This is a genomic window from Prosthecobacter sp. (genome assembly GCF_044222345.1).
GTDB lineage: Bacteria > Verrucomicrobiota > Verrucomicrobiia > Verrucomicrobiales > Verrucomicrobiaceae > Prosthecobacter.
Map to the genome: position 1 here is coordinate 31,032 of NZ_JBGANL010000040.1, position 22,455 is coordinate 53,486.

At 60.2% G+C, this 22,455-nt stretch carries 22 protein-coding genes; 9 read left to right on the forward strand and 13 right to left on the reverse strand.

All coding sequences use genetic code 11. From position 1 onward, the window contains the following. Positions 1-10 precede the first annotated feature (10 nt). Positions 11-1,438: a DUF1501 domain-containing protein gene (locus ACILSL_RS19325; protein WP_395733700.1), complete on the reverse strand. Its 1,428-nt coding sequence runs from the start codon at positions 1,436-1,438 to the stop codon at positions 11-13. Between the two features lie 144 nt (positions 1,439-1,582). Between ACILSL_RS19325 and ACILSL_RS19330 the strand changes: the two genes are divergently transcribed. After that, complete coding sequence (locus ACILSL_RS19330) at positions 1,583-3,493, forward strand: sulfatase-like hydrolase/transferase (protein ID WP_395733701.1); 1,911 nt, start codon at positions 1,583-1,585, stop codon at positions 3,491-3,493. An 18-nt stretch (positions 3,494-3,511) separates the two neighbouring features. On the opposite strand, the gene trxA is transcribed toward ACILSL_RS19330, so the two are convergent. Continuing rightward, on the reverse strand, positions 3,512-3,910 hold the full coding sequence (gene trxA, locus ACILSL_RS19335) for a thioredoxin (RefSeq protein WP_395733702.1): 399 nt from the start codon (positions 3,908-3,910) through the stop codon (positions 3,512-3,514). Positions 3,911-4,072: 162 nt separating this feature from the next. On the opposite strand from trxA, the gene tkt reads away from it, so the two are divergent. From tkt to ACILSL_RS19350, 3 genes are all read left to right on the forward strand, one after another. Further along, positions 4,073-6,049, forward strand: a complete 1,977-nt coding sequence (gene tkt, locus ACILSL_RS19340) for a transketolase (protein ID WP_395733703.1) — start codon at positions 4,073-4,075, stop codon at positions 6,047-6,049. 140 nt (positions 6,050-6,189) lie between these two features. After that, positions 6,190-7,068 carry an MFS transporter gene (locus ACILSL_RS19345; RefSeq protein ID WP_395733704.1) on the forward strand — a complete coding sequence of 293 codons (879 nt, stop codon included), beginning with the start codon at positions 6,190-6,192 and terminating at the stop codon, positions 7,066-7,068. Continuing rightward, a complete protein-coding gene (locus ACILSL_RS19350; RefSeq protein WP_395733705.1) occupies positions 6,968-7,453 on the forward strand; it encodes an MFS transporter in 486 nt (161 codons plus the stop codon). The genes ACILSL_RS19345 and ACILSL_RS19350 overlap by 101 nt, the downstream gene beginning before the upstream one ends. Positions 7,454-7,467: 14 nt before the next feature. Here ACILSL_RS19350 and ACILSL_RS19355 read toward each other — a convergent pair whose 3' ends face one another. The 11 genes from ACILSL_RS19355 to metK form a co-directional block, all read right to left on the reverse strand. Next, positions 7,468-8,184, reverse strand: a complete 717-nt coding sequence (locus tag ACILSL_RS19355; RefSeq protein ID WP_395733706.1) for a tetratricopeptide repeat protein — start codon at positions 8,182-8,184, stop codon at positions 7,468-7,470. Positions 8,185-8,210: 26 nt separating this feature from the next. Then, positions 8,211-9,248: an SAM-dependent methyltransferase gene (locus ACILSL_RS19360; RefSeq protein ID WP_395733707.1), complete on the reverse strand. Its 1,038-nt coding sequence runs from the start codon at positions 9,246-9,248 to the stop codon at positions 8,211-8,213. Between the two features lie 40 nt (positions 9,249-9,288). After that, the gene (locus ACILSL_RS19365) at positions 9,289-10,080 is read right to left on the reverse strand and encodes a DUF1295 domain-containing protein (protein WP_395733708.1); all 792 of its coding nucleotides are present in this window, start codon (positions 10,078-10,080) and stop codon (positions 9,289-9,291) included. Next, on the reverse strand, positions 10,070-10,570 hold the full coding sequence (locus tag ACILSL_RS19370) for a DUF2062 domain-containing protein (protein ID WP_395733709.1): 501 nt from the start codon (positions 10,568-10,570) through the stop codon (positions 10,070-10,072). Before ACILSL_RS19370 ends, ACILSL_RS19365 begins: the two co-directional genes overlap by 11 nt. Further along, positions 10,567-10,899, reverse strand: coding sequence for a DUF1475 family protein (locus ACILSL_RS19375; protein ID WP_395733710.1), 333 nt, complete (start codon positions 10,897-10,899; stop codon positions 10,567-10,569). The genes ACILSL_RS19370 and ACILSL_RS19375 overlap by 4 nt, the downstream gene beginning before the upstream one ends. A 5-nt stretch (positions 10,900-10,904) precedes the next feature. Continuing rightward, a complete protein-coding gene (locus ACILSL_RS19380; protein WP_395733711.1) occupies positions 10,905-12,185 on the reverse strand; it encodes a class I SAM-dependent methyltransferase in 1,281 nt (426 codons plus the stop codon). Then, the gene (locus ACILSL_RS19385; RefSeq protein WP_395733712.1) at positions 12,182-12,982 is read right to left on the reverse strand and encodes a DUF1365 domain-containing protein; all 801 of its coding nucleotides are present in this window, start codon (positions 12,980-12,982) and stop codon (positions 12,182-12,184) included. The genes ACILSL_RS19380 and ACILSL_RS19385 overlap by 4 nt, the downstream gene beginning before the upstream one ends. Next, complete coding sequence (locus ACILSL_RS19390; RefSeq protein WP_395733713.1) at positions 12,982-14,259, reverse strand: NAD(P)/FAD-dependent oxidoreductase; 1,278 nt, start codon at positions 14,257-14,259, stop codon at positions 12,982-12,984. Before ACILSL_RS19390 ends, ACILSL_RS19385 begins: the two co-directional genes overlap by 1 nt. Further along, complete coding sequence (locus tag ACILSL_RS19395; protein WP_395733720.1) at positions 14,256-15,194, reverse strand: acyl-CoA desaturase; 939 nt, start codon at positions 15,192-15,194, stop codon at positions 14,256-14,258. Before ACILSL_RS19395 ends, ACILSL_RS19390 begins: the two co-directional genes overlap by 4 nt. Before the next feature lie 265 nt (positions 15,195-15,459). Continuing rightward, positions 15,460-16,455, reverse strand: coding sequence for a galactose-1-phosphate uridylyltransferase (gene galT / locus ACILSL_RS19400; protein WP_395733714.1), 996 nt, complete (start codon positions 16,453-16,455; stop codon positions 15,460-15,462). Positions 16,456-16,579: 124 nt separating this feature from the next. Further along, on the reverse strand, positions 16,580-17,800 hold the full coding sequence (gene metK / locus ACILSL_RS19405; protein ID WP_395733715.1) for a methionine adenosyltransferase: 1,221 nt from the start codon (positions 17,798-17,800) through the stop codon (positions 16,580-16,582). A 183-nt stretch (positions 17,801-17,983) separates the two neighbouring features. Here metK and ACILSL_RS19410 point away from each other — a divergent pair, with 183 nt between their 5' ends. From ACILSL_RS19410 to ACILSL_RS19430, 5 genes are all read left to right on the forward strand, one after another. After that, a complete protein-coding gene (locus tag ACILSL_RS19410) occupies positions 17,984-19,312 on the forward strand; it encodes a sulfatase-like hydrolase/transferase (protein ID WP_395733716.1) in 1,329 nt (442 codons plus the stop codon). 58 nt (positions 19,313-19,370) lie between these two features. Continuing rightward, on the forward strand, positions 19,371-20,255 hold the full coding sequence (gene hisG, locus ACILSL_RS19415; RefSeq protein ID WP_395733717.1) for an ATP phosphoribosyltransferase: 885 nt from the start codon (positions 19,371-19,373) through the stop codon (positions 20,253-20,255). A 30-nt stretch (positions 20,256-20,285) separates the two neighbouring features. Continuing rightward, on the forward strand, positions 20,286-20,390 hold the full coding sequence (locus tag ACILSL_RS19420; protein WP_133796641.1) for an AURKAIP1/COX24 domain-containing protein: 105 nt from the start codon (positions 20,286-20,288) through the stop codon (positions 20,388-20,390). 254 nt (positions 20,391-20,644) lie between these two features. Further along, entirely contained in the window at positions 20,645-21,751 is a 1,107-nt protein-coding gene (locus tag ACILSL_RS19425) for a tetratricopeptide repeat protein (RefSeq protein ID WP_395733718.1), read from the forward strand. Positions 21,752-21,796: 45 nt separating this feature from the next. Further along, positions 21,797-22,243, forward strand: coding sequence for a tetratricopeptide repeat protein (locus tag ACILSL_RS19430; RefSeq protein ID WP_395733719.1), 447 nt, complete (start codon positions 21,797-21,799; stop codon positions 22,241-22,243). Positions 22,244-22,455: the final 212 nt, after the last annotated feature.

Sequence of the window (22,455 nt, forward strand, 5' to 3'; positions counted from 1 at the left end):
GGGAAAGCGACTACGCCAGCATCTTCGTCACCAGCTCCCCGGCCACTCCCGTGAGCCTCATATCAAGGCCCTGGAAGCGCTGATTGAGCTTCGTGTGCTCAAAGCCAAGCACGTGCAGCAGCGTGGCGTGCAGATCGTGCACATGCACGGGGTCTTCGGTGACGTTGAACCCAAACTCATCGCTCTGACCCAGCGTGAGACCGGGCTTCATGCCACCACCGGCGAACCACATGCTGAAGCAGTTTGGGTGGTGGTCGCGCCCGTCGTTGCCACCCTGCACCATCGGCGTGCGGCCAAACTCACCGCCCCAAATCACCAGCGTATCTTCCAGCAGACCGCGCTGCTTCAAATCCCGCAGCAAAGCGGCACAAGGCTGGTCCGTGAGGCCGCACTGTGTCTTCAAGCCATTCACCAGACCACCATGATGATCCCAGGCCTCATGGAAGAGCTGCACAAAGCGCACCCCACTTTCCACGAGACGGCGCGCGAGCAGGCAGTTGTTGGCAAAGGACGCCTCGCCCGGCTTCGCACCATACATGTCGAGGATGTGCTTGGGCTCCTGGCTGATGTCCATCAGCTCCGGCGCCGTCTGCTGCATGCGATAGGCCAGCTCAAAACTGTTGATGCGGCTGGCGATCTCAGGATCACCCACCACGCTGAGCCGCTCCTCGTTAAGCTGCTTCAGCACATCCAGCGTTTCCCGCTGCGTCGCATCATTGACACCCTCTGGATTGCTCAGGAACAAGACCGGCTCCCCACTGCTGCGGAAGGGCACGCCTTGATAAACCGTGGGCAGAAAGCCGCAGCCGAAATTGCTCATGCCGCCGCTGGGCCCCTTCTGGCCGCTCTGCATCACCACATAGCCCGGCAGATCCTGGTTCTCCGTGCCGAGGCCGTAGAGCGTCCACGCCCCAAAGCTCGGCCTGCCAAAAATCTGCGAGCCCGTGCTCATCAAAATCTGCCCCGGTGCGTGATTGAAGGCGTCCGTTTTCATCGACCGCACAATCGTGAGATCATCCGCCATCTTCGCCGTGTGCGGCAGCAGCTCGCTCAGCTCCGCGCCGCTCTGGCCATGCCGTGCAAACTTGAACTTCGGCCCCAGCAGCTTGCTGTTCGGATTGATGAACGCCGCGCGATAACCTTTCAGCAGGTCCGGCGGCGGCAGCTTGCCATCCCATTTCGAAAGCTCCGGCTTGTTGTCAAACAACTCCAGATGGCTCGGTGCCCCGCCCATGAAAAGATAAATCACCCGCTTCGCCTTCGCGGGATAATGCGGCTTCTTCACCGCCAGCGGACTCACCGGCGCCGCCGCACTGGCCGTGCGCGACATCAGATCCATCGCCGCAATGCTCGCCAAACCCACGCCGCAGTCTTTGAAAAACCAGCGGCGGGTGCGGTAGCGGGCGTATTCGGCCTGAAGTTCGTGGCGGAGAGTCATGCGCATGGATTAACGCATAGAAATCGTCCGGGGTCGATGCGGTCTATCCGCACGGGTTGCGCAGCACAATCCCGGCGGCAGCTTTGTCCATGCAGTCACATTGACATGAAGGATCGTTCCTGCTGCCACCGTTCCACCCGCCCCATGAAGCAGCTGAGCATCGTTCTTTCGTCATTCCTTATTCTGGTTTCCTCATTCGCCGCGGACCGCCCCAACATCCTCTGGCTCACCAGCGAAGACCACGGGCCGCACATGGGCTGCTACGGCGACACCTATGCCGACACACCAAACGTCGATGCTCTCGCCGCCAAAGGCATGCTCTTCAAGCACGCCTGGTCCTGCGCGCCGGTGTGCGCCGCAGCGCGCACCACCATCATCGCGGGCATGTACTCCCCCTCCACCGGCGGCGAGCACATGCGCAGCATGGTGGCCATGCCGAAGGGCACGAAGATGTATCCGCAGTTCCTCCGCGAGGCGGGCTACTACTGCACCAACAACAGCAAGGAGGACTACAACCTGCAAAAGCCCGAGGGCGTGTGGGACGAATCCAACGGCAAGGCGCATTGGAACAACCGCAAGGACGGCCAGCCCTTCTTCGCCATCTTCAACGAGCAGTGCAGCCACGAAAGCCAGCTCCGCAAGCGCCCGCACGTGGCCATCCATGATCCCGCCAAAGCCCGCGTCCCCGCCTACCACCCCGACACTCCCGAAGTGCGCCAGGACTGGGCGCAGTACTATGATCAGGTCACACTGGCCGATGCCTCCGCAGGCAGGCGTTTGAAAGAACTCGAAGCCGCAGGCCTCGCTGCCGATACCATCGTCTTCTACTACGCCGACCACGGCAGCGGCATGCCGCGCAACAAGCGCTGGCCCTGCAACTCCGGCCTGCAGGTGCCCATGGTCGTCTACTTCCCGCCCAACTGGAAACACCTCGCCCCCAAGGAATACGGCGCAGGCGTGAAGTCAGACCGCCTTGTCAGCTTTGTCGATCTCGCCCCCACGCTCCTCAGCCTCATCGGCGTCCAGCCCCCAGAATGGATGCAGGGGCACGCCTTCGCCGGCAAGTTCCAGACCGAGCCGCAGCCCTTCGTCTACGGCTTCCGTGGCCGCATGGACGAGCGCTACGACTGCGTGCGCAGCGTCACCGACGGCCGCTTCGTCTATCTGCGCAACTACATGCCCCACCTCTCCCAGGGCCAGCATGTGAACTACCAGTTTGAAACACCCAGCACCCGCGTGTGGCGGGAGATGTATGACGCGGGCAAGCTCACCCCTGAGCAGTCGATCTTTTGGAAGACGCCGAAGGACCCCGAAGAACTCTACGATCTGCAAAGCGATCCCGATGAAGTCCACAACCTCGCCGCCCAGCCCGAGCACGCAGCGACACTCGCCAAGATGCGCGCCGCGCAGGAAAACCTCGCGCTGAAAATCCGCGACGCCGGCATGATCGCCGAAGGCGAGATGCACCACCGCGCCGAAGGCACCACGCCTTACGACATGGCGCATGATGACTCCATGTATCCACTCGCCCGCATCCTGAAAGCCGCAGGCGCAGCGTCCTCCATGAAGCCTGACGCCATGGCCGATCTCAAAGCCGGATTTGCCGATAAAGACAGCGCCCTCCGCTACTGGTCCGCCATGGGTATCCTCATGCGCGGCGGCGATGGCGTTAGTGCAGCCCACGATGAAATCACCCACGCCGCCAAGGACACCTCAACCTACGTGCAGGTCGTCGCCAATTGGTCCTTGGCCAAATACGGCAGCGATGCCGAGCGCGCCGCCGCCCTGCCCGCACTCGTGAGTCTCGCCAACTGGAGCCAGCACGATGTCTTCACCTCCCTGAGCGCCCTCAATGCCATCGACGATCTCGGCGACAAAGCCCAGCCCATCGCCGCCCAGCTCAAAGAACTCCCAGCCAAAGGCGAATCCCCCGATCCCCGCTTCAATGGCTACGTCGCACGTTTGCTCGCGGATCTGACCGGCAGCCCGCCTGCCGCCGATGATGCGGCGGAGCCTCCGGCAAAGAACAAGAAGAAGAACAACAAAAAGAAGTAGGGCGTGTTCAAGGGACGCTCACAGCCCCAGCAGCTGCCTCATCTGATCCTTCGGAATGCCCCCGATCTGCCGCCCAATTTCGCGCCCTGATTTGAAAGCGATGAAGGTGGGGATGGACCCCACGCCGTGATCACGCGCCAGCCTCGGATCCTCATCAATGTTGATGCGAATCACCACCGCCTTGCCCTTCAGTTCCTGCGCCAGCTCTTCCACCATCGGACCCACGACTTTGCAGGGACCGCACCAGTCGGCGTAAAATTCCACCAGCACCGGCACCTTCGCCGTTCGGACGGCGCTGATGGTCGTAAGGCTGCCAGCTCCCCCGCCCGAGACCGGACGCAGCATGTCGAAGGCGATCCAGCCGATGTACAGCAGGACGGCTCCGGCAATCCAGAAGGGGAAGTTTCCTTTGTTCACGCCGTACCATCCGGGGCAAATTTCATTCTGGCAAGGGGCGATGATGACCGATTCCCCCCAGTTTTCGACCTTGAAACCGACCCCTGCGCCAGTAAGGAAGGCGTCCCGCGCCTGGCCGCATCTAGCGCGTTTCCGTCCCTCATTGCCCCTGAACCTCTCTACATGAATAAAACCCTCCTTGCTCAAGCTGCCAACGAAGCCCGTGGTCTCGCCATGGATGCCGTGCACAAGTGCTCTTCCGGCCACCTCGGCCTCCCCCTCGGTTCCGCTGAAATCGGTGCCGTCCTCTTCGGCGAAACCCTCCAGTGCGATCCCGCCGATCCGAAATGGCTCAACCGCGACCGCTTTATCCTCAGCGCCGGCCACGGCTCCATGTTCATCTACTCCTGGCTGCACCTCAGCGGCTATGCGGTGTCCATCGATGACGTCTCCAAATTCCGCGTGCTGCATTCCATCACGCCGGGACATCCTGAGTTCCATGAAACCCCCGGCGTCGAGTCCACCACAGGTCCTCTGGGCCAGGGCATCGGCAATGCGGTGGGCTACGCGCTCTCCGGCAAGATGGCCGCGGCGAAGTACAACACCGCTGAGCACAAGATCATCGACAACCACATCATCGCCCTCGCTGGCGATGGCTGCCTTCAGGAAGGCGTGGCACGTGAAGCCGTGGCCTTCGCCGCGCACAACCACCTGGACAACCTCATCGTCATCTATGATTCCAACGATGTGACGCTGGATGCGATGGCCAAGGTCACGCAGAGCGAAGACACCCAGGCGCTGTACACCGCCCTCGGCTGGAACGCCGTGACCATTGACGGTCACGACCTCGACGCCATCCAGGCCGCCATCGACACCGCCAAGAAGAGCGACAACGGCAAGCCCACCATCATCATCGCCAAGACGATCATCGGCAAAGGCATCCCCGAAGTGGCCGGCACCGCCAAGGGCCACGGCGAAGGCGGCGCGAAGTTCGTCGATGCCGCCAAGAAAGGCCTCGGCATCCCCGAAGGCACGCACTTCTACGTCAGCGACGAGGTGAAAGCCTACTTCGCAGATTTGAAGAACAAGCGCGGAGCAGTCCACGGTGAATGGAACAAAGTTTTCCTCGCCTGGAGCGCCGCCAACCCCGCGCTGGCCAAGGAACTGGACGCCGCACGTCACGGCAGCCTGAAGGCCGAAGACCTCCTCAAGGTGATCCCTGAATATCCCGCCGAAGGCAAGGCCGCCACCCGCAACAGCGGTGGCGAGATCCTCAATCACATCGCCAAAGCGGTGCCGCATCTCATCACCGGCAGCGCCGACCTCTTCGGCTCCACGAAGAACTACCTCACCGGCATGGGCGACTTCAGCGCCGCCAATCCGACCGGACGCAACATCTGGTTCGGCATCCGTGAACACGCCATGGGCGCCATCTGCAACGGCATCGCCTACGACGGCCTCTTCCTCGCCAGCGGCGCGACCTTCCTCGTCTTCGCTGACTACTGCCGCCCCAGCATCCGCCTCGCCGCACTGGCCAAGCTGCCCGTCACCTACATCTTCACGCACGACTCCGTCGGCGTCGGTGAAGACGGCCCGACCCACCAGCCGGTGGAAACCGTCAGCGGCCTGCGCGTCATCCCAAATCTCGACGTCATCCGCCCCGGCGACGCCGAGGAAACCGCCGCCGCCTTCGCTGCTGCCTTCAGCCGCGCCGATGGCCCCACACTGCTCGCACTCAGCCGCCAGGATCTGCCCCATCAGGGCATCGCCAGCGCCGCCACCCGTCGCGAAGGCACGCTCAAAGGCGGCTACATCCTTGTGAAGGAAACCGCTCCGCTGGAGGCCATCGTCATCGCCACTGGTTCCGAAGTGCAGTGGGCCGTCGCAGGTGCCAAGGGCAAGCCCGGCGTCCGCGTCGTCAGCCTGCCATGCTTTGAGCGCTTCGACCGCCAGGATGCCGCCTACCGCGAGTCCGTTCTCCCTGCCGCCTGCACCAAGCGCATCGCCATCGAAGCCGGTGTCACCGGACTCTGGTGGAAATACGTCGGCACCCAGGGCCAGATCATCGGCATTGATCGCTTCGGCATCAGCGCCCCCGGCAACACCGTCTTCAAAGAACTCGGCATCACCGCCGAAGCCGTGGCCGCTGCGCTCGCATGAGCTGACCGCCACGCTCTAGTCTGAAAACTCACGAAGAGAGGCTGGCAACAGCCTCTCTTTTTGTCTGCACGTCCCACGTTGAGTGAACAGCGTAATTTTTTGAGCATATCCATGAAAGCACCTGAAGAAGAGCGGTCCTTATGAATGACACGATGATCGAGGACCAATCACCTCACGCGATCTCCCCCGCCGCAGCGCCGGACGCAAAAGAGACCGTCTTCGCGCTGCTCTTTGCCATCAGCTTTTCCCACATGCTCAATGACACCATCCAGGCCCTGCTGCCTGCGATCTATCCGCTGCTCAAGGAGACCTACGGACTGAGCTTTGCGCAGCTCGGCTACATCACGCTGACCTTTCAGGTCACCGCCTCCCTGCTGCAGCCTCTGGTGGGCTACATCACGGACAAGCGGCCCCTGCCCTACTCCCTGCCTGTCGGCATGGGTCTGACTCTGATCGGCCTGCTCGCCTTCTCCAGAGCCCACAGCTACCCGGCCATCCTCATCGCCTCCGGATTGGTGGGGTCAGGCTCCGCCATCTTCCATCCCGAGGCATCGCGCATCGCCCACATGGCGGCCGGCAGGCGGCGCGGTCTGGCGCAGTCGCTGTTTCAGGTGGGTGGGAATGCGGGCTCCTCCATCGGTCCCTTGCTGGCGGCGTGGTTCATCGTGCCTCATGGTCAGGCCGCCCTGTCATGGTTTTCCATCATCGCGATGCTGGGTGTCTTTGTGCTGTGGCAGATCGGCCTCTGGCAAGGCGCGGAATCTGCACCGCATCCAGCGCAAATCGGCGCGCTCAGCCATGGCTCAATCCCACCCGACATCCGGCAGGATTGCCTTTGCCATGGCCATCCTCGTCATGCTGATCTTCTCCAAGTACGTGTACCTCGTCAGCCTGAGCAACTACTACACCTTCTACCTCATGGAGCGCTTCCATGTCTCAGTACAGACCTCGCAGTACTACCTCTTTTTGTTCCTCTTCGCCGTGGCCGTCGGCACCATCGTGGGCGGCCCCGTGGGTGACCGCATTGGCCGCAAGCGCGTCATCTGGTTTTCCATTCTGGGAGCCGCTCCTTTCTCCCTCTGGTTGCCGCATGCCGGACTCGCCCTCACAGCGGTGCTGACGGTCATCATTGGCCTGATCCTCGCCTCCGCCTTCTCAGCCATTCTGGTGTATGCGCAGGAACTCATGCCCGGAAAAGTCGGCATGATCGCGGGCCTGTTTTTTGGCCTGGCCTTTGGCATCGCAGGCATCGGTGCCGCCGTCTTGGGAAAACTGGCGGACCACCAGGGCATCGACTTCGTCTTCCACTCCTGCGCCTTCCTGCCTCTGCTGGGCCTGCTGACCATGTTCCTTCCGGGTGTGGAAGGAGATGGCCATGCGGCACCCGCGAAAGCGGGCAAGTGACAGCGCCAGCGCTATCAGAGGCTCTGCAGCGTCTTGCGCCCACGCTCTTTCGTCCCCGGATCATCCTGATCACGGTTCGTCATCGCGAGTCCTTTTTCGATGAACTGCTTCGCTTCCGTTTTGCGTCCCATGAGCGCATAGGTGCGTCCCAGTTCGACGTAATGAATCAGGCGGTTCGGGTTGAGCGCGATGGCTTTCTGAAAACACTTCACCGCCTCGTCATACGAGGCGCTTGGCAAGGCACCATAAACGATCATGGCCACCGCACGCGTCATGCCGCCGATCTGCGCCAGCTCCTGATTCCAGCGCCCCAGAAGATGCCAGGCAAAGTCGTCTTTAGGATTGAGCTTCGCCGCCGTCTCCGCCTCCGCCTTGATCTTGTGTGACGCCTCGATGCCTTCTTTGTTGCCCAGCAGCGGTGAAAGTTTGCCCAGACAGATGGCAACCGCCAGATGCGGATCAGACTCCTTGGGAGCCAGCATCACCGCACGTTCGGCATAGGCCAGCGCGGTACGTCCCGACTTTAGTTGATCCGCTTTGCCAGACAGATCCGCCATGCGATACACATACTGCCGCGCGATCTTCACCAGCAGCGACGCATCCTTGGCGTTCAATTTTTCAGCCGGCAGGTAGTACTGCAGCGCCGCCTCCGGTTTGAACTGGGCATCATACGCATCGCCCTGTTTCACGAGTTCCGTGAAGTCTGCGAAAGCATGTCCAGCTATCAACATAACAGCCGCGAGTATCAGTGTCGTTCTCATGGTTTGATGAAGCGATAGTGTGAAACGATCCATTCCTCACCGCCGCGGTAGCCCCACAGCTCGGCGCAGGCGAGGAAAAATAAGCGCCACCAGACCCACCACTTCGTCACCTGATCTTTGCCGTAGGTCTCGGCAAACAGCGGCAAAATCTCCGCCTTGTGCGCGTCCATGTTCGCCAGCCAGGCCTCGCTCGTTTTTGAGTAATGCTGACCACTCACGCACCAGTGCTCTTCGATTTTCAGATCGTCCTGGAAGTACAGTAGCAGGTCATCGCTGGGCATCTGCCCGCCGGTGAAAAAGTATTTTGCCATCCAGTCGTCATCGCTGCGCACCTCATAGTGGTAGGCGTATTCGCGGTGGGTGAAGATGTGAACGAAGAGCTTGCCGCGCGGCTTCAGCCAGGTGGAGACACGGCGCAGCAGCTCCTGGTAGTTCTTCATGTGCTCAAACATTTCCACCGACACACAGCGGTCGAAGATGCCTTCGCCCACGCCTTCGAAGTGGATCATGTTCGCGGTGATGATCGTCAGATTCTTCAGGCCTCGCTTCGCCGCCTCGGCATCAATGAACAGCTTCTGCGTGCGCGAGTTCGAAACGCTGGTGATCTGCGCATTCGGATAATGCTCCGCCATCCACAGCGACAGCGAACCCCAGCCGCAGCCGAGCTCAAGAATGCGCTGTCCATCCTGCAGCTCCGCGCGCTGACAGGTCAGTTGCAGCATCGCCGCCTCGGATTCATCAAAGGTGGTTTTCTCATCCGGCCAGTAACCCGAGCTGTACTTCAAATGCTTGCCGAGCACGAGCTGATAGAACCGCGTGGGCACCTCATAGTGCTGCTCATTGGCCTCATCCGTCGCGATGGCCACGGGCATCTGCTTGAGATCCTGCACGTAGCGCATCAGGGCCGCGCGCTGGGCCTCGACGGAGGGCTGCTTGTTCTCCTTCAGCGTCTCGGCCAGCCGCTGGCGTATGCCGATCCGGATCATGCTGTCCGGGAGGATGTTCTTGGCGAGGATGACGTTGATGGTGCTCATGCGGTTTGGTGAGTTTTGCGATCTTGGATGCAGACTGGATTCACTTTTTTGGCGGCCACGGCACAAAGGCGCTCGTGGTGCGCTGATACTCGCGGTAGGAGTCCCCCTTGCTCTTCACGGCGCATTCCTCCGTGAGCGGGATGCCGGTGACACGCAGCAGAAAATACAGGATCAACGCAGGGGCATACACCGTGGCCCAGCCCCACGGTGAACCGCAGGCAAACAGCCAGAACCCCCACCACACGACAGACTCAAAAAAGTAGTTCGGATGCCGCGAGTAGCGCCAGAGCCCAACCTGACACACCTTCCCCTTGCTCGCAGGATCAGCCTTGAACCTCTTCATCTGCGCATCACTCAAGGCCTCTCCACTCAGACCGATCAGCCACACAATGGCTCCTCCCATTTCAATCAGGTTTAGCTTCGGTGCTGGATTCAAACACGCCAGCAGCACGGGCACCGCCAGCAGCACGATCAGCAAAGCCTGCGCCTGAAAGAAAAAGAAGAAGTTCTTCGCCAGCCCATCCTTCCATTTCTCACGCAGCACCGCATAGCGCACGTCTTCGTGTGGATGGTGGCCTTTGACTCGGATCAGGAGGTACGTCCCCAGCCGCACACTCCACAGAACCCCCATCGTCACCGCAATGATTTTGCGCTCCGTGAATCCTCCACCCAGCCACGCATAAAGCGGCGCCATCACAGCAAGCGCATAAGACCACGTCACATCGACAAAGCTGAAGTTGTTCAGCTTCAAACTCAGCAGCCAGGTGAGTGCAAACAGCACAAATGCCACCACCGTGCCCATGCCCATCAGGAACCAGAAATCATGCATCATGTTTTGAGAAGTTGAGGTGTTTGGCGAGTTTCTCGACGAGGGGTTTGCTGACGAAAAAGACCACACCGATGAGCAGCGGCGCCAGCAGCAGCCACACGACCACGCCGTAGAGACCGATCATGCCGAATTCAGCCATGAACTGCCCTGGGGCGGCAAAGAACCGCTCCATCATCATGGGAATGGAAAGCGGCACATGCTCAGCACCGAAGAGCGACTCACCGGCGCGCATGAAGAGAAGGATGCTGGCCAGATGCAGCGGATACGTCAGCTCTCGAAACACCTGCAGCACCGGCTGGTTCAGCTTCAAAACAACGCCCACTCCCAGCGCCAGCACGGTCGTGGTGCCCAGCAGCGGAAAGACACCCGTCGTGACACCAAAGGCGATGGCCTGCGCGATTTTGGCAGGCGTCGTCCCCTGCGCGAGCTGCGCAACGACCGGCTTCACCACCCATCGGCGCCACAAAGATTCGCGCTGGAGGGGTTCCGTCATGCCGTTCGAAGAAGAATGTCTTCCATGCGCGCATTGGATGGCACCCGGAAAAGCAGGATGAGCATGTACACCGCCATGGCGATGTTGCCGAGCAGCAGAATGCCCAGCAGCCAGCCAATGCGGCCGAACCACGAGCGCTCCTTGTAAGCGACCCAGCAGTAGAACGTGAGAAAGGCCCAGTAAGTGTCAAACAACGTGGCAATGAACCACGGATGCCCGCCCACCGAACCCGGGATGGCCCACAACGCACACTGCTGCGAAGCCCAGCTCGTGACGCCAAGCATGGACACCAGAACTACGACAAAGAAGATTCGAAGAAACCAGATCATGACGTTCAGAAGGTGCGATGCAGAGTGGCATTGTTGGGGCGGGTGTACACGGCCTGCACAACACTGATGTTCCTCGAGGCAAAAGCCGCCTCGCAGTATTGCAGGTAGTAGTTCCACTTGCGGACAAACCGGTCATCAAACCCGAGCGCCTTGACCTCGGTGACCTTGGCGTTGAAGCGCTCAAACCAAACCCCCAGTGTCTTGGCATACGACGCGCCGAGATCTTCCAGACCGTGCATGAACAGCTCGCTGGTGCGGTTGATGGCCTCATTGACGCGGCCCACGCTGAGCAGCAGCGATCCAGGAAAAATGTGCTTCTGAATCCAGTCCACCCCCTTGCGCAGGTCCTTGTGCTGGCAGTCCGCCACCGTGATCATCTGGAAGGCCAGCAGACCCTCGGGCTTCAGAACTTCAGCGCACTTCGCAAAGTAAGTCTCCAGATACTTGTCTCCCACAGCTTCGAGCATCTCAATCGACGCAATCTTGTCGAACTGACCCGTGATGTGACGGTAGTCTTGCAGGCGGATTTCCACCTGCTCAGCCAGCCCTTCACGCGCCACACGCTCGGTGGCATACTTGAGCTGCTCCTGCGAGATCGTGACCGCCGTAACACGGCAGCCGTGATGCTTGGCCGCATGGCAGGAAAACCCACCCCAGCCGCAGCCGATTTCCAGCACATGGTCTCCCGGCTTGAGCTGAAGTTTCTGACACAGCGCCTCATATTTGGAATACTGCGCATCTGCCAGCGTCTGTCCGGGATGCTCGAAGCGCGCGGCGGAGTACGTCATCGTCTCGTCAAGCCAGAGCGAGTAGAACTCATTCCCCAGATCGTAGTGTTCCGCGATGTTGCGCCGGCTGGTGCTCACACTGTTGGGCCGCAGCAGATGTTGCACGCGATTGACGAAGTTCAGCAGGTTCACAAACGCCACCTTCCCGGAAGAGCTCCGCGATCCCTGGGTCTTGGAGAGATTCAAAATGAACCACTCGATCACCGCTGCGATGTCATCAGTCTCCCATTCACCATCCACGTAGGCTTCCCCGAAGCCCACATTGCCAAACAGAGCGCAGCGCTTGAAAAAGTCCCGGCTGCGAATGCGCATCTCGGCCGTGACCTTGGCACCATGCTCTCCCAGCACATGAGCCCGGCCATCGGGGTGCACCATCCGAAGGCCTCCATGTACGAAGGGCTTGAGCGACAGCATGAAAAGCCGCTCATAAAATCCAGGCTTCGCCGCCTCAGGTGTGGAGACGGAGATGTCAGTGTCGCAGGTGATGATGTCGTTCATGGTTTGGTGGGGGCGATGGATTCGTGCGGATGGAGAACTCCGAGCTGCAGCCCGGCATTGTCTGATTTGCGATGCCAGGAGATGCGCTTCAGCCACAGCCGCAGCGCATGCCAGTGGATGAGAAAAATGACGCGCAGCGTGAGCAGTGGATACTTCACCGCACAGAGCAGCAGCGCGGCGTCCGTCAGCGGTCGCTGCTTGCCAGTGAGCGAGGTGAGCAGCATGCGCTCATCCTCTTTCCGGTCGTCGATGTGAATCTCCAGCTTCTCATCCGGCACCTGCAGCTTGAAATCAAAGCTCAGATCCAGCGCGAAGAACGGCGACACATAAAAGTGCTTCGGCGTGATGAGGCGGAAGCGCTGTGCCCGGTCACACTTCTTCAAAAGGTAAGGCTTCTGCTCATGAAAGGTGTTCGTCACCTCGGCCACCGCACACACCGGCTCTCCGGCGGCATCAAAGGCATAATAAAAGCAGACAGGATTGAAGATATACCCCAGCACCCGTGGAAAAGTGAGCAGACGAATGCTGGCGATGCGCGCCTCATCCACCTCGTTCTCCGCCAGATACTTCAGGATGTTCGCCTTCACATCCCCCGCACCGAGATCCAGATGATCGCGGTCATAAAAAGAAAACAGGTTGAAGCGGTTGCGGCTGAACCAGCGCAGCTTCGAAGCGAGATCGTCGATCGCATCCAGATCCAGCCACAGGTAGAAGACATTGTAATTGAACCGATGCACCTTCGGCTGCAGCCGGTGGTGCATCACCGCACATTCATAGATGGCGGCTTCGGTTTGCATCACCACGGCTCCTTTCCGAGGAGATCACGACACAGCGCGACCGCCGATCCAAAGGCATCTTCATGGAATCCATGACGAAAGTAACTGCCGCAGAAATACGTGCTCTGGTCAGGGGCAAGCCTGTTCAAGTCAGGCAATCTCTTCTGCGCATCAATCGCCGCCAGGTCGAAAAGCGGATGCTCGTAGTTGATGCGCTTCAGCACCTTGTCCGGCGCAATTTCATCCGCCGCGTTGATCGCGACAAAGTAGTTCGTCTTGTCGGACACACCCTGCAGGCTGTTCATCCAGTAATGCGTGCTCGGCTCGATGCCGCCGCCCGCCGTGGGCTTGATGCGGTAGTTCCACGAGGCCCAGCACTTCTTCGACTTGGGCATGAAGCTCTCGTCCGTGTGCAGCGTGGCGATGTTGGGCTGATATTTGAAACAGCCCAGCAACTCGCTTTCGAGATCCGTCGGTTTCGCCAGCATGCGCAGCGTTTGATCCGCATGGCTCGCAAAGATGACTTTGTCGAAAACCTCAGCCGCTCCATCACGAGGAAACACCTTCACGCCTTCCGCATCCCGCTCGACACTGACAATAGGCGCCCCCAGCCGAATGCGATCCTTGAACGGCGCGGTCAGTTTTTTCACATATGAACGCGCCCCGTCCGTCACCGTCCGCCACGGGTGCTGCGTGTTCAGTCCGAGGAATCCATGATTGTGCCAGAAGTGGATCAACGTCAGCGCGGGAAACTCCAGCATCAGCTCCGGTGGCGTGGACCACACGGCAGACCCCATTGGGATGATGTAGAGATTGAGGAAGTCACTGCCATACCCCCGCGCCTCCACGTATTCACGCAGAGTCATGCGGGCAAAGCGCGGATCGTCCAGCGCCGCCACAGCCTCGGCATTGAATCGATTGATCTGGAGAATGAATCTCCAAAATCGCGGACTGATCAGATTGCGACGCTGCCCAAACAAATGATTCAACGAGGTGCCGTTGTATTCAATGCCGCTCTGCAGATGCGACACGCTGAAGGACATCGAGGTCGGCTTCGTCGCCACGTCCAGCTCTTTAAACAAGCGGCTCAGCAGCGGATACGTCACGTAGTTGAACACCATGAATCCCGTGTCCACCGGCAGCTCGCGCCCCGCTTCCTTCACCGTCACCGTGTTGGTGTGTCCACCGGCGTAATCGTTCTGCTCAAAGATCGTCAGATCAAAATGCGGATGCAGAAAGTGGGCGCAGCCCAGGCCAGCGACACCCGTTCCAATGATGGCAAGACGTGGTCGTTTCATACGCCAGGATTTTGGGCTGATTGTTTAAGCTGTGCCGCCTCACGATACACACTCGGCGGCACCCCCTTGAGGTCCCAGATCAGGCCCATCCATGAAAGCATCTTGAGCAGGTAGTAGGACACATCGATCTCCCACCAGAAGAAACCCTGCCGCGCAGAGCCCGCATAACGGTGGTGATTGTTGTGCCAGCCTTCTCCCAGTGTCAGCAGCGCCAGCAGCAGACTGTTGCGGCTGTCGTCATTGGTCTTGAACCGCTTCGAGCCAAACACATGGGCCAGCGAATTGATGAAAAACGTCGCATGCAGCAGGATCACCGTGCTGATGAAAAATCCCCAGACAAACATCTGCGCTCCATTCGTCCCGAGTCCAGGCGCATGGCGCTCCAGCAGCCAGCCTGCGAGCCACAAAAACGCACCATACAAAATCGGCACCAGCTGGTCATGCCGGTTGAGAAACACCAGTTCCGGGAACTGCTCCAGATCCCGAATGCGGCTGTAGTCCGTGGGGAAGTTCTTGGGGCTCGTCAGCCAGCCGATGTGAGACCAGATGAAGCCACGCACCCGTGGCGAATGCGTATCCGGCGCTTCATCCGAATGCTGATGGTGGTGGCGGTGCACCGAGGCCCACCACAAAGCCCCGCGCTGGCAGGAGGTGTTCCCCAGCACCGCAAACAGGAACTGCATTCCGCGTGAGGTGCGGTAGCTCCGGTGCGAAAAATAGCGATGGTAAAAGGCCGTGATGGCAAACATGCGCACCACATAGAGCAGCAGCGCCGCCACCAGCGCCGCCCAGCTAAATCCCACCCACAGCACGCTCAGACACCCCACATGCAGCACGATGAACGGCAGGCAGCGCCGCCAGTCGATCCCGTCTGTCAGCTTGTCATCCCCCTCCCACCCCGGCGGGCGGTAGTCGGAGTCAAACCACTGCCTCATCATCACGGCAATCTGCCAGAGGAGGTTCCGGTTTTGGGGTTGATTGACAGTGCTTTCTCTATTCACGCCTCCTATTGCGTCTGGCCCTTTCTTCTGGATTCAAAAAAATGGCAAATATTGGTGATCGTCTTCTGCTGAGCCTGTCCGGCGTGGTATGAATCAGCATGAATGACTCCATCGCCCCCGGCGCACGTGAGTTTCACACCATCGCCACGCGTGGTCGCGGTTTGCATGACCGTCTGGCACACACCTGGCTGGTGCCCTGTTAGAGCACGATGCCCCGCACACGTTCAGCACAGCGCTCAGGCCGCATGCTGTTGATGTAGGTGCCGCTGCCGAGTTCAAAGCCGGCAATCTGGGAGATGCGTACCACGATGGAAATGTACCAGTGGAAGCACCCGGACACTTCTCCCACGGGTGTGGAACGAAACGTAATGTTGTAGTCCGGCGCACCTGCGGCGGCCTTGAGACGGCGCAGCAGGCGGCTCAGCAAGCCCGCCAGTTCCTCGATGTCCGCATCGCTGATCTCATCATAGGCCGCCTGATGCTTGCGCGGAAAAATCCAGGTGTGATAGGGCGACAGCGCTGCGTAGGGCATGAAGGCGACAAACGCCTCGCCGGTTTCGAGGATGCGCTCTTCGGCCAGCAGCTCCTCGTGCAGCACCGCGCAATACAAGCACCCGCCCTCCAGTTCATGAAAACGCCGCGCCTCCTGCAAACGCATGCACACCTGCGAGGACAGCACCGGAGCCGCAGTGATCTGCGAATGTGAGTGCTCCAGGGAGCTGCCCGCGCGCTGCCCCTGGTTTTTGAAAATCACAATGCTCTCCACCATCGGATGCTCACGCAGCATCTGATAGCGTTCCCGGTACATTCGCAGCACCAGCACCAGATGCGCCGGATCCATCTCTCCGAGGTCCAGATCATGCCGCGGATGCTCCACCACCACCTCATGCCCCCCGGAGGCGGACATGGAGCGAAACGTCCCATGCCTCTTCCGCTGCATATTCAGCGTGGCATCAAAGACGGAATACTTGTTGGGCACCACACGCACCAGCCAGGAGCCATCCGGGGCTGTCACGCGGGCGATCTCCGTCGGAGTCATCGCTTCATTGCCGGTGCAGAAAGGGCAGTCGTCACGATGCACGGGCCGCGTTGGATGCGACACCACCTGCGGATGAAAATCATCCGGCCTCAGCATGCGCCCCGGAGCCATGACCACCCAGTCCAGGGTGATGGGATTGAAACGCATTTCAGACATGGGGCACAGATGGATTGGATCTCATCTTACGCACGGATTTCTCTAAGCTGGCAAAAAAAAGCCGCGCAGGCTTCCCTGCGCGGCTTGGTCTTTATTGATGCTGGGGCAAAGGCCTAATGTCAGCTTACTTCGCAGCCTTCTTGAGCGCCTCGGCCTTGTTGGTCAGTTCCCAGGTAAGGTCTGGATCGTCGATCTTGCCGAAGTGACCGTAGTTGGTGCTCTTCGAATAGATCGGACGCAGCAGGTTGAGCTGCTTGACGATGTCCGCAGGCTTGAAGGAGAACACCTTCAAGACGGCGTCGAGGATCTTCTCATCACCGATCGTGCCGGTGCCGAAGGTGTCGATGTGCACGCTCACAGGCTCAGGATGACCGATGGCGTAGGCGAACTGCACTTCGCAGCGGGTGGCAAGGCCGGAGGCCACCACGTTCTTGGCCACCCAGCGGCCCATGTAGGCGGCGCTGCGGTCCACTTTGGACGGGTCTTTGCCGGAGAAGGCACCACCGCCGTGACGGCCCATGCCGCCGTAGCTGTCCACAATGATCTTACGTCCGGTCAGGCCGCTGTCGCCCTGAGGACCACCGACGACGAACTTGCCGGTCGGATTGATGAGATACTCGGTGTCCTTGGTGAGCATGTTCTTCGGCAGCACCTTCTTGATCACCTGCTCGATGCAGAACTTCTCGATCTCCGCGTGGCTCACATCCGCAGCGTGCTGCGTGGAGATGACGACGTTCACGATGCGTGTCGGCTTGCCGTCCACGTATTCCACGGACACCTGGCTCTTCGCGTCAGGGCGCAGCCACTTGGCCAGCTTGCCAGCCTTGCGGATGCGGGTCAGCTCACGGCCGAGGCGATGAGCATACATGATCGGCGCAGGCATGAGTTCCGGCGTGTCGTCACAGGCAAAACCAAACATGATGCCCTGGTCACCAGCGCCCTGCTCACCGTGCTTCTTGCCTTCGGCTTCAGCGGCGTCCACGCCCTGCGCGATGTCCGGGCTCTGGATGGTGAGGTAGTTGTTGATGAAAAGCTTGTCGGCGTGGAACACATCGTCGTCATTGGTGTAGCCAATGCCGCGCACAGCGTCACGGATGACTTTGCCGACGTTGATGACTTCGTCGATCGGCTTGGTGGTGCCAAGCTTCTTGTTCTGCAGCTTCGGAATGGTGATTTCACCACCGACGACGACCACGTTGCTCTTCGCAAAGGTCTCGCAGGCAACGCGGCTCTTCGGGTCGATCGCAAGGCATGCGTCGAGGATGGCGTCAGAAATGGTGTCGCAAACTTTGTCAGGATGGCCTTCGCCGACGGACTCGGACGAGAAGATGTAGCTACGGGACATGATGGTGGTCGTGTGGGTTATATGGACGAATCATGATTTGATGATGCGTCTTGTGAAGCGGGGAGAGTATTCCCCAAACCGGGGGCGTCAATGTGGATTTCACGCTCACGACAGAGTGCGATCTCGATAGGTGCAGGCGGATTTGTCCCAGATAAGGCCGTCCCAGGACCTCGTTTACCTCGCATGCGTACCATTTTGCTCCTGACACTCCTGGGTTCTCTCCTCGGCTCTGCCGCCGCCGAAAGACCCAACGTCCTCTGCCTCGTCGTCGATGACATGGGCTGGGGAGATGTCTCCTGTTTTGGTGGGCAGGTACCCACGCCGAACATGGACCGGCTGGCCAAAGAAGGCATGCAGTTCCGGCAGTTCTATGTCGCCTCTCCCATCTGCTCCGCTTCACGCTGCGGCATGATCACCGGGCAGTTTCCGGCTCGCTGGCGGATCACCAGCTATCTGCAAACGCGGGCGGGCAATCGCGAATGTGAACAGGCCGACTACCTCGATCCGCAGGCCCCCTCTCTGCCCCGCGCCTTCCATGACGCCGGCTACGCCACCGCCCACATCGGCAAATGGCACCTCGGCGGCGGGCGCGATGTGACCGACGCCCCCAAATTCGCCGCCTATGGCTACGATCTGGGCCTGGGCACCTATGAAAGCCCGGAACCCGCCGCAGCCCTCGGCTTGAAAACGATGCCCTGGGACACCAAACGCGAACCCCAGCAGGTGCCCCGGCATGAGCGCACGCGCTGGATGGTCGATGAAACACTGAAGTTCATGCAGCAGCACTCAAGTCAGCCATGCTTCGTGAATCTGTGGCTCGATGACGTTCACACCCCCTATCGTCCCAGCGAGGCCAGGGATGATCGTCCACTGCCAGCGAAATACCGCGACGTGCTCGTCGAAACAGACCACCAGATCGGCCGCCTCATCGACGCACTGCCCCCGAACACTCTCATTCTTCTCTGCGGTGACAACGGCCCTGAGCCCACCCTGGAGCATACCCGCACCAAAGGCCTGCGCGGCATGAAATGGAGTCTTTACGAAGGCGGCATCCGCACGCCCCTCATCGTCCGCTGGCCCGGCGTAGTGCCCGCAGGCACCGTGAATGAGTCCACCGTCGTCAGCAGCGTCGATTTCATGCCCACCCTCTGCGCCCTGACTCAGATCAAAGCCTCCACGTCCGATCAGGACGGCGAAGATATGAGCACCGCCTTGCGCGGCGAAAAAACTGTCCGCCACAAATCCCTCCTCTGGGAATACGGTCGTAAACCCGGCGAGGCAGGCAAGGTGAAGAGCGGCTTTCCCTACCCCAAAGAACCAGATTCCAAATCTCCCAACGTTGCCATCCGCGACGGCGACTGGAAGCTCCTCGTTAACGCAGACGGCACCCAAATCGAGCTGTACCATCTCATTCGCGACCCCAACGAAACCATCAACCTCGCCGAGACCGAAAAAGACACCGCCGAACGCCTAAAAAACGCCGCTTTGGGCTGGCGGAAGGCTTTGCCGTGAAATTTCCCCTCGCCAGCCGAAAAAATGCCACTAGGATGCGCGCCCCCTTCCCCCAACCATGTCCGAACCCAAGAATATCCTCCGCCTGGGACTGCCCAAAGGCAGCCTGCAGGAGCCGACGCTTGAACTATTCAAGCGCGCGGGGTTCAACATAGTCGTCTCCTCCCGCTCCTACCGCCCTTCGGTGGATGACTCCGAACTGGAGCTCCGCCTGCTGCGCGCCCAGGAAATCGGCCGCTATGTCGATCACGGTTTCCTCGACTGCGGCATCACCGGCCGCGACTGGATCGTGGAAAACGGCGCGGATGTCGAAGTCATCACCGACCTGCGCTACAGCAAGGCCACTTCCTGGCCCACCCGCTGGGTGCTCGTGGTGCCGAATGACTCCCCGGTGCAGTCCGTCAAGGACCTGCAGGGCAAGCGCATCGCCACCGAAGCCGTGGAGATGACCAAAAAATACCTCGCCGCCCATGGCGTCGAGGCCGAAGTCGAATTTAGCTGGGGCGCCACCGAAGTGAAGGTGCCCGAAATGGTGGATGCCATCGTGGACATCACCGAAACCGGCTCGTCCCTGCGCGCGAACAAGCTGCGCATCGTGGACACGCTGATGGAAAGCTACCCCCAATTTGTCTCCAGCAAACCTGCCGCCCGTGATGAATGGAAGCGGCAGAAGATGGAGACACTCGTGCTGCTGCTCAAAGGTGCGCTCGAGGCCCGCCACAAGGTCGGTCTCAAAATGAACGTCCCCTCGAAACAGCTGCAGGAGGTGGTCGCATGCCTGCCGTCCCAGCGCTCGCCTACCGTTTCTACACTCGCCAGCCAGGATTGGGTGGCCGTGGAAACGGTCATCGACGAAGCCACCGTGCGGGTCATCATCCCACGACTGAAGTCGCTGGGGGCCGAGGGTATTGTGGAATACCCCCTCAATAAAGTCGTCCACTAGATCAACGCCAACAAACAGGAGAACACGAACATGGGATCGCTCAAAAAGCGGAGAAAAACGAAGATCAACAAGCACAAGCGCAAGAAGCGCATGCGCGCGAACCGTCACAAGAAGCGTTTGCGCTACAAGTCGTAACCGCTAGCCTTCCCGGCATGGCTCCTCTCCGCAGTGCGATTCGATCTTTTCGAGACGCAGGAAGCTTTGTCATGCCCGGGTACGGCTCGGTTGGCAGGGCTCTGCGGCCCTGTCTCACGATGGGTCTTGCCGCCTTCTTTGGCTCCCTCCTCTCAGGTCACGCTGCAACATCAGCGGACCTGTCCTTGGGAGCCAGAGCGGCAGACACATCAGACCTCCACCTCTCTCCAGCATCTGCCTCCCGGGCAGATGTCTTGGCGCATTACACTGCCGCGCTCCAGTTCGAAGCTTCTGGGAAACTAAGGCAGGCGCTGGACCATTATCTGGCCGTTTTCAAAGCAGACCCGGGCAACTCGGATCTGGCAGCGCATACCGCCGGGATTGCCATGCAGTTCCAAGGGCGCGAAGCTGCCGTCAAAATCCTCGAGGATGCCGTGCGTGCCAGCCCGCGCACTCCCGCGCCGCTGCTCAATCTCGCGCGCTTCGCCAGCACCTACCCGCCGGAGGACTTGTTCGTCAAAGACGACGTCCCTTCCAAAGCCGTGGCCGAAGCCCTGGCCAAGTTCCCCTCTCATGCCGAGGTCTACGAGACGGCCGTCATGCTGCACCTCACCCACAACGAGCGTGACAAGGCCATCGCCGTCATGACGCAGGCCGCCAATCAGAACAGCCGCGATCCGCAGTACTGGCTGGCCACAGGCCACACCGCCGAACGCGTCTGGCCGCTCGGTCAGGCCGAGTTCGCCACGGAGTACCGCCAGCGCGTGGCCCCGTTTTTTGAAAACGCCCTCAAAACCGCCTCCAAAGCCGAAGCCGAGCAGGTCACTCTCGAAGTCGCCCGTCAGTATCTCCTGACCAACGATCTCGATCGCGCCCGGCAGCTCTGTGAAAAACTCGCGGCCGAATACAACAACCTCGACGCCCGCAAACTGCTCTACCGCCTCTACGTTGCCTCCGAACAAAAAGAAAAGGCGCTTACCAGTCTGGAACAAATCGTCAAACAAGCACCGGACGACGCCGAGATGCAGCGCCTGCTGGCAACTGAGTACGACAAACTCAAGCAGCCCGAAAAGGCCATCACCCACCTCCAGGCCGCCATTCAAAACGGCGGCGGCGAGATCGGCGACTACGTCAAGCTCGGCTGGGAGCTCTACCAGACGCAAAAGTTCGATGACATGGTGCGTGTCGGCCAGCGCAGCGCACGCCTGTTTCCCGATCATCCCCTCGTCCACTACCAGCTCGCCATCGCCCATCGTGCGCGCGAGGAATGGGGCCCGTCGGTGCAGCATTTCGCCGAAGCCGAGCAGTTCGCCAGCTCCACCCAGAGCGAACTGCTGGACCACCTGTTCTTCTTTCAGTAAGGCATCACGCTCGAAAGCCTGGCACGCTACGAGGACGCCTCACGCATGCTGGAAAAATCCATCACCCTGACTCCGCGCGAAGAAGCCAGGGCCGCAGCCAACACCATGAACTTCCTCGGCTACATGTGGCTGGATGTCGGCACGCACCTCGACAAAGCGGGCGAACTCATCACCAAGGCCAACGAACTGCTGCCCGACCAGCCCGCCTACATCGACAGCCTCGGCTGGTTCCACTACAAGAAGGGCAACTACCCCGGCGCCCTCAAGGAACTGCAGCGCGCCGAAGCCCTCATCCAGCCCGTCACTCCGGAAGACGCCGAAATCCTCGAACACATCGGCCTCACCCACCAGGCCCTCGGTGACAAAGCCAAAGCCCTCAACTACCTCGAACGCGCCGAAGCCCTCAAGACCCCCGACGTAAAAGCCCGCAAGCGCATCGAAAACGAGCTGCTGAAAATCAAAGGCGGTAAATCGGACGCCGAGAAGAAGTAAGTGATGCGGGCACTCTTGCCAGTACTGTTCGGCACGCACCGTTCTATTGAGCGATGGGGAATGATCCATGCACTTGCTTTCAGGCAGTTGTGAGATGGAGCGAGGTGGTCAGATAACTGGCAGCGAGGCATCCGGGCACGCGCAGCCCTGGCAGCAGCCGCGAGTGCGCTGCTGCCTAGCTTGAGGGCTTCCAATTTTGCAAAGATCCATAC

Coding starts and splice junctions, on each gene's coding strand:
- ACILSL_RS19325 (WP_395733700.1), bottom strand. CDS start 1,438: ATGACTCTCCGCCACGAACTTCAGGCCGAATACGCCCGCTACCGCACC.
- ACILSL_RS19420 (WP_133796641.1), top strand. CDS start 20,286: ATGGGATCGCTCAAAAAGCGGAGAAAAACGAAGATCAACAAGCACAAG.
- ACILSL_RS19430 (WP_395733719.1), top strand. CDS start 21,797: ATGCTGGAAAAATCCATCACCCTGACTCCGCGCGAAGAAGCCAGGGCC.
- ACILSL_RS19385 (WP_395733712.1), bottom strand. CDS start 12,982: ATGCAAACCGAAGCCGCCATCTATGAATGTGCGGTGATGCACCACCGG.
- ACILSL_RS19350 (WP_395733705.1), top strand. CDS start 6,968: ATGGAGCGCTTCCATGTCTCAGTACAGACCTCGCAGTACTACCTCTTT.
- ACILSL_RS19380 (WP_395733711.1), bottom strand. CDS start 12,185: ATGAACGACATCATCACCTGCGACACTGACATCTCCGTCTCCACACCT.
- hisG (WP_395733717.1), top strand. CDS start 19,371: ATGTCCGAACCCAAGAATATCCTCCGCCTGGGACTGCCCAAAGGCAGC.
- ACILSL_RS19345 (WP_395733704.1), top strand. CDS start 6,190: ATGAATGACACGATGATCGAGGACCAATCACCTCACGCGATCTCCCCC.
- ACILSL_RS19360 (WP_395733707.1), bottom strand. CDS start 9,248: ATGAGCACCATCAACGTCATCCTCGCCAAGAACATCCTCCCGGACAGC.
- ACILSL_RS19355 (WP_395733706.1), bottom strand. CDS start 8,184: ATGTTGATAGCTGGACATGCTTTCGCAGACTTCACGGAACTCGTGAAA.
- ACILSL_RS19395 (WP_395733720.1), bottom strand. CDS start 15,194: ATGAGGCAGTGGTTTGACTCCGACTACCGCCCGCCGGGGTGGGAGGGG.
- ACILSL_RS19410 (WP_395733716.1), top strand. CDS start 17,984: ATGCGTACCATTTTGCTCCTGACACTCCTGGGTTCTCTCCTCGGCTCT.
- ACILSL_RS19390 (WP_395733713.1), bottom strand. CDS start 14,259: ATGAAACGACCACGTCTTGCCATCATTGGAACGGGTGTCGCTGGCCTG.
- ACILSL_RS19365 (WP_395733708.1), bottom strand. CDS start 10,080: ATGATGCATGATTTCTGGTTCCTGATGGGCATGGGCACGGTGGTGGCA.
- ACILSL_RS19330 (WP_395733701.1), top strand. CDS start 1,583: ATGAAGCAGCTGAGCATCGTTCTTTCGTCATTCCTTATTCTGGTTTCC.
- ACILSL_RS19370 (WP_395733709.1), bottom strand. CDS start 10,570: ATGACGGAACCCCTCCAGCGCGAATCTTTGTGGCGCCGATGGGTGGTG.
- tkt (WP_395733703.1), top strand. CDS start 4,073: ATGAATAAAACCCTCCTTGCTCAAGCTGCCAACGAAGCCCGTGGTCTC.
- metK (WP_395733715.1), bottom strand. CDS start 17,800: ATGTCCCGTAGCTACATCTTCTCGTCCGAGTCCGTCGGCGAAGGCCAT.
- ACILSL_RS19375 (WP_395733710.1), bottom strand. CDS start 10,899: ATGATCTGGTTTCTTCGAATCTTCTTTGTCGTAGTTCTGGTGTCCATG.
- galT (WP_395733714.1), bottom strand. CDS start 16,455: ATGTCTGAAATGCGTTTCAATCCCATCACCCTGGACTGGGTGGTCATG.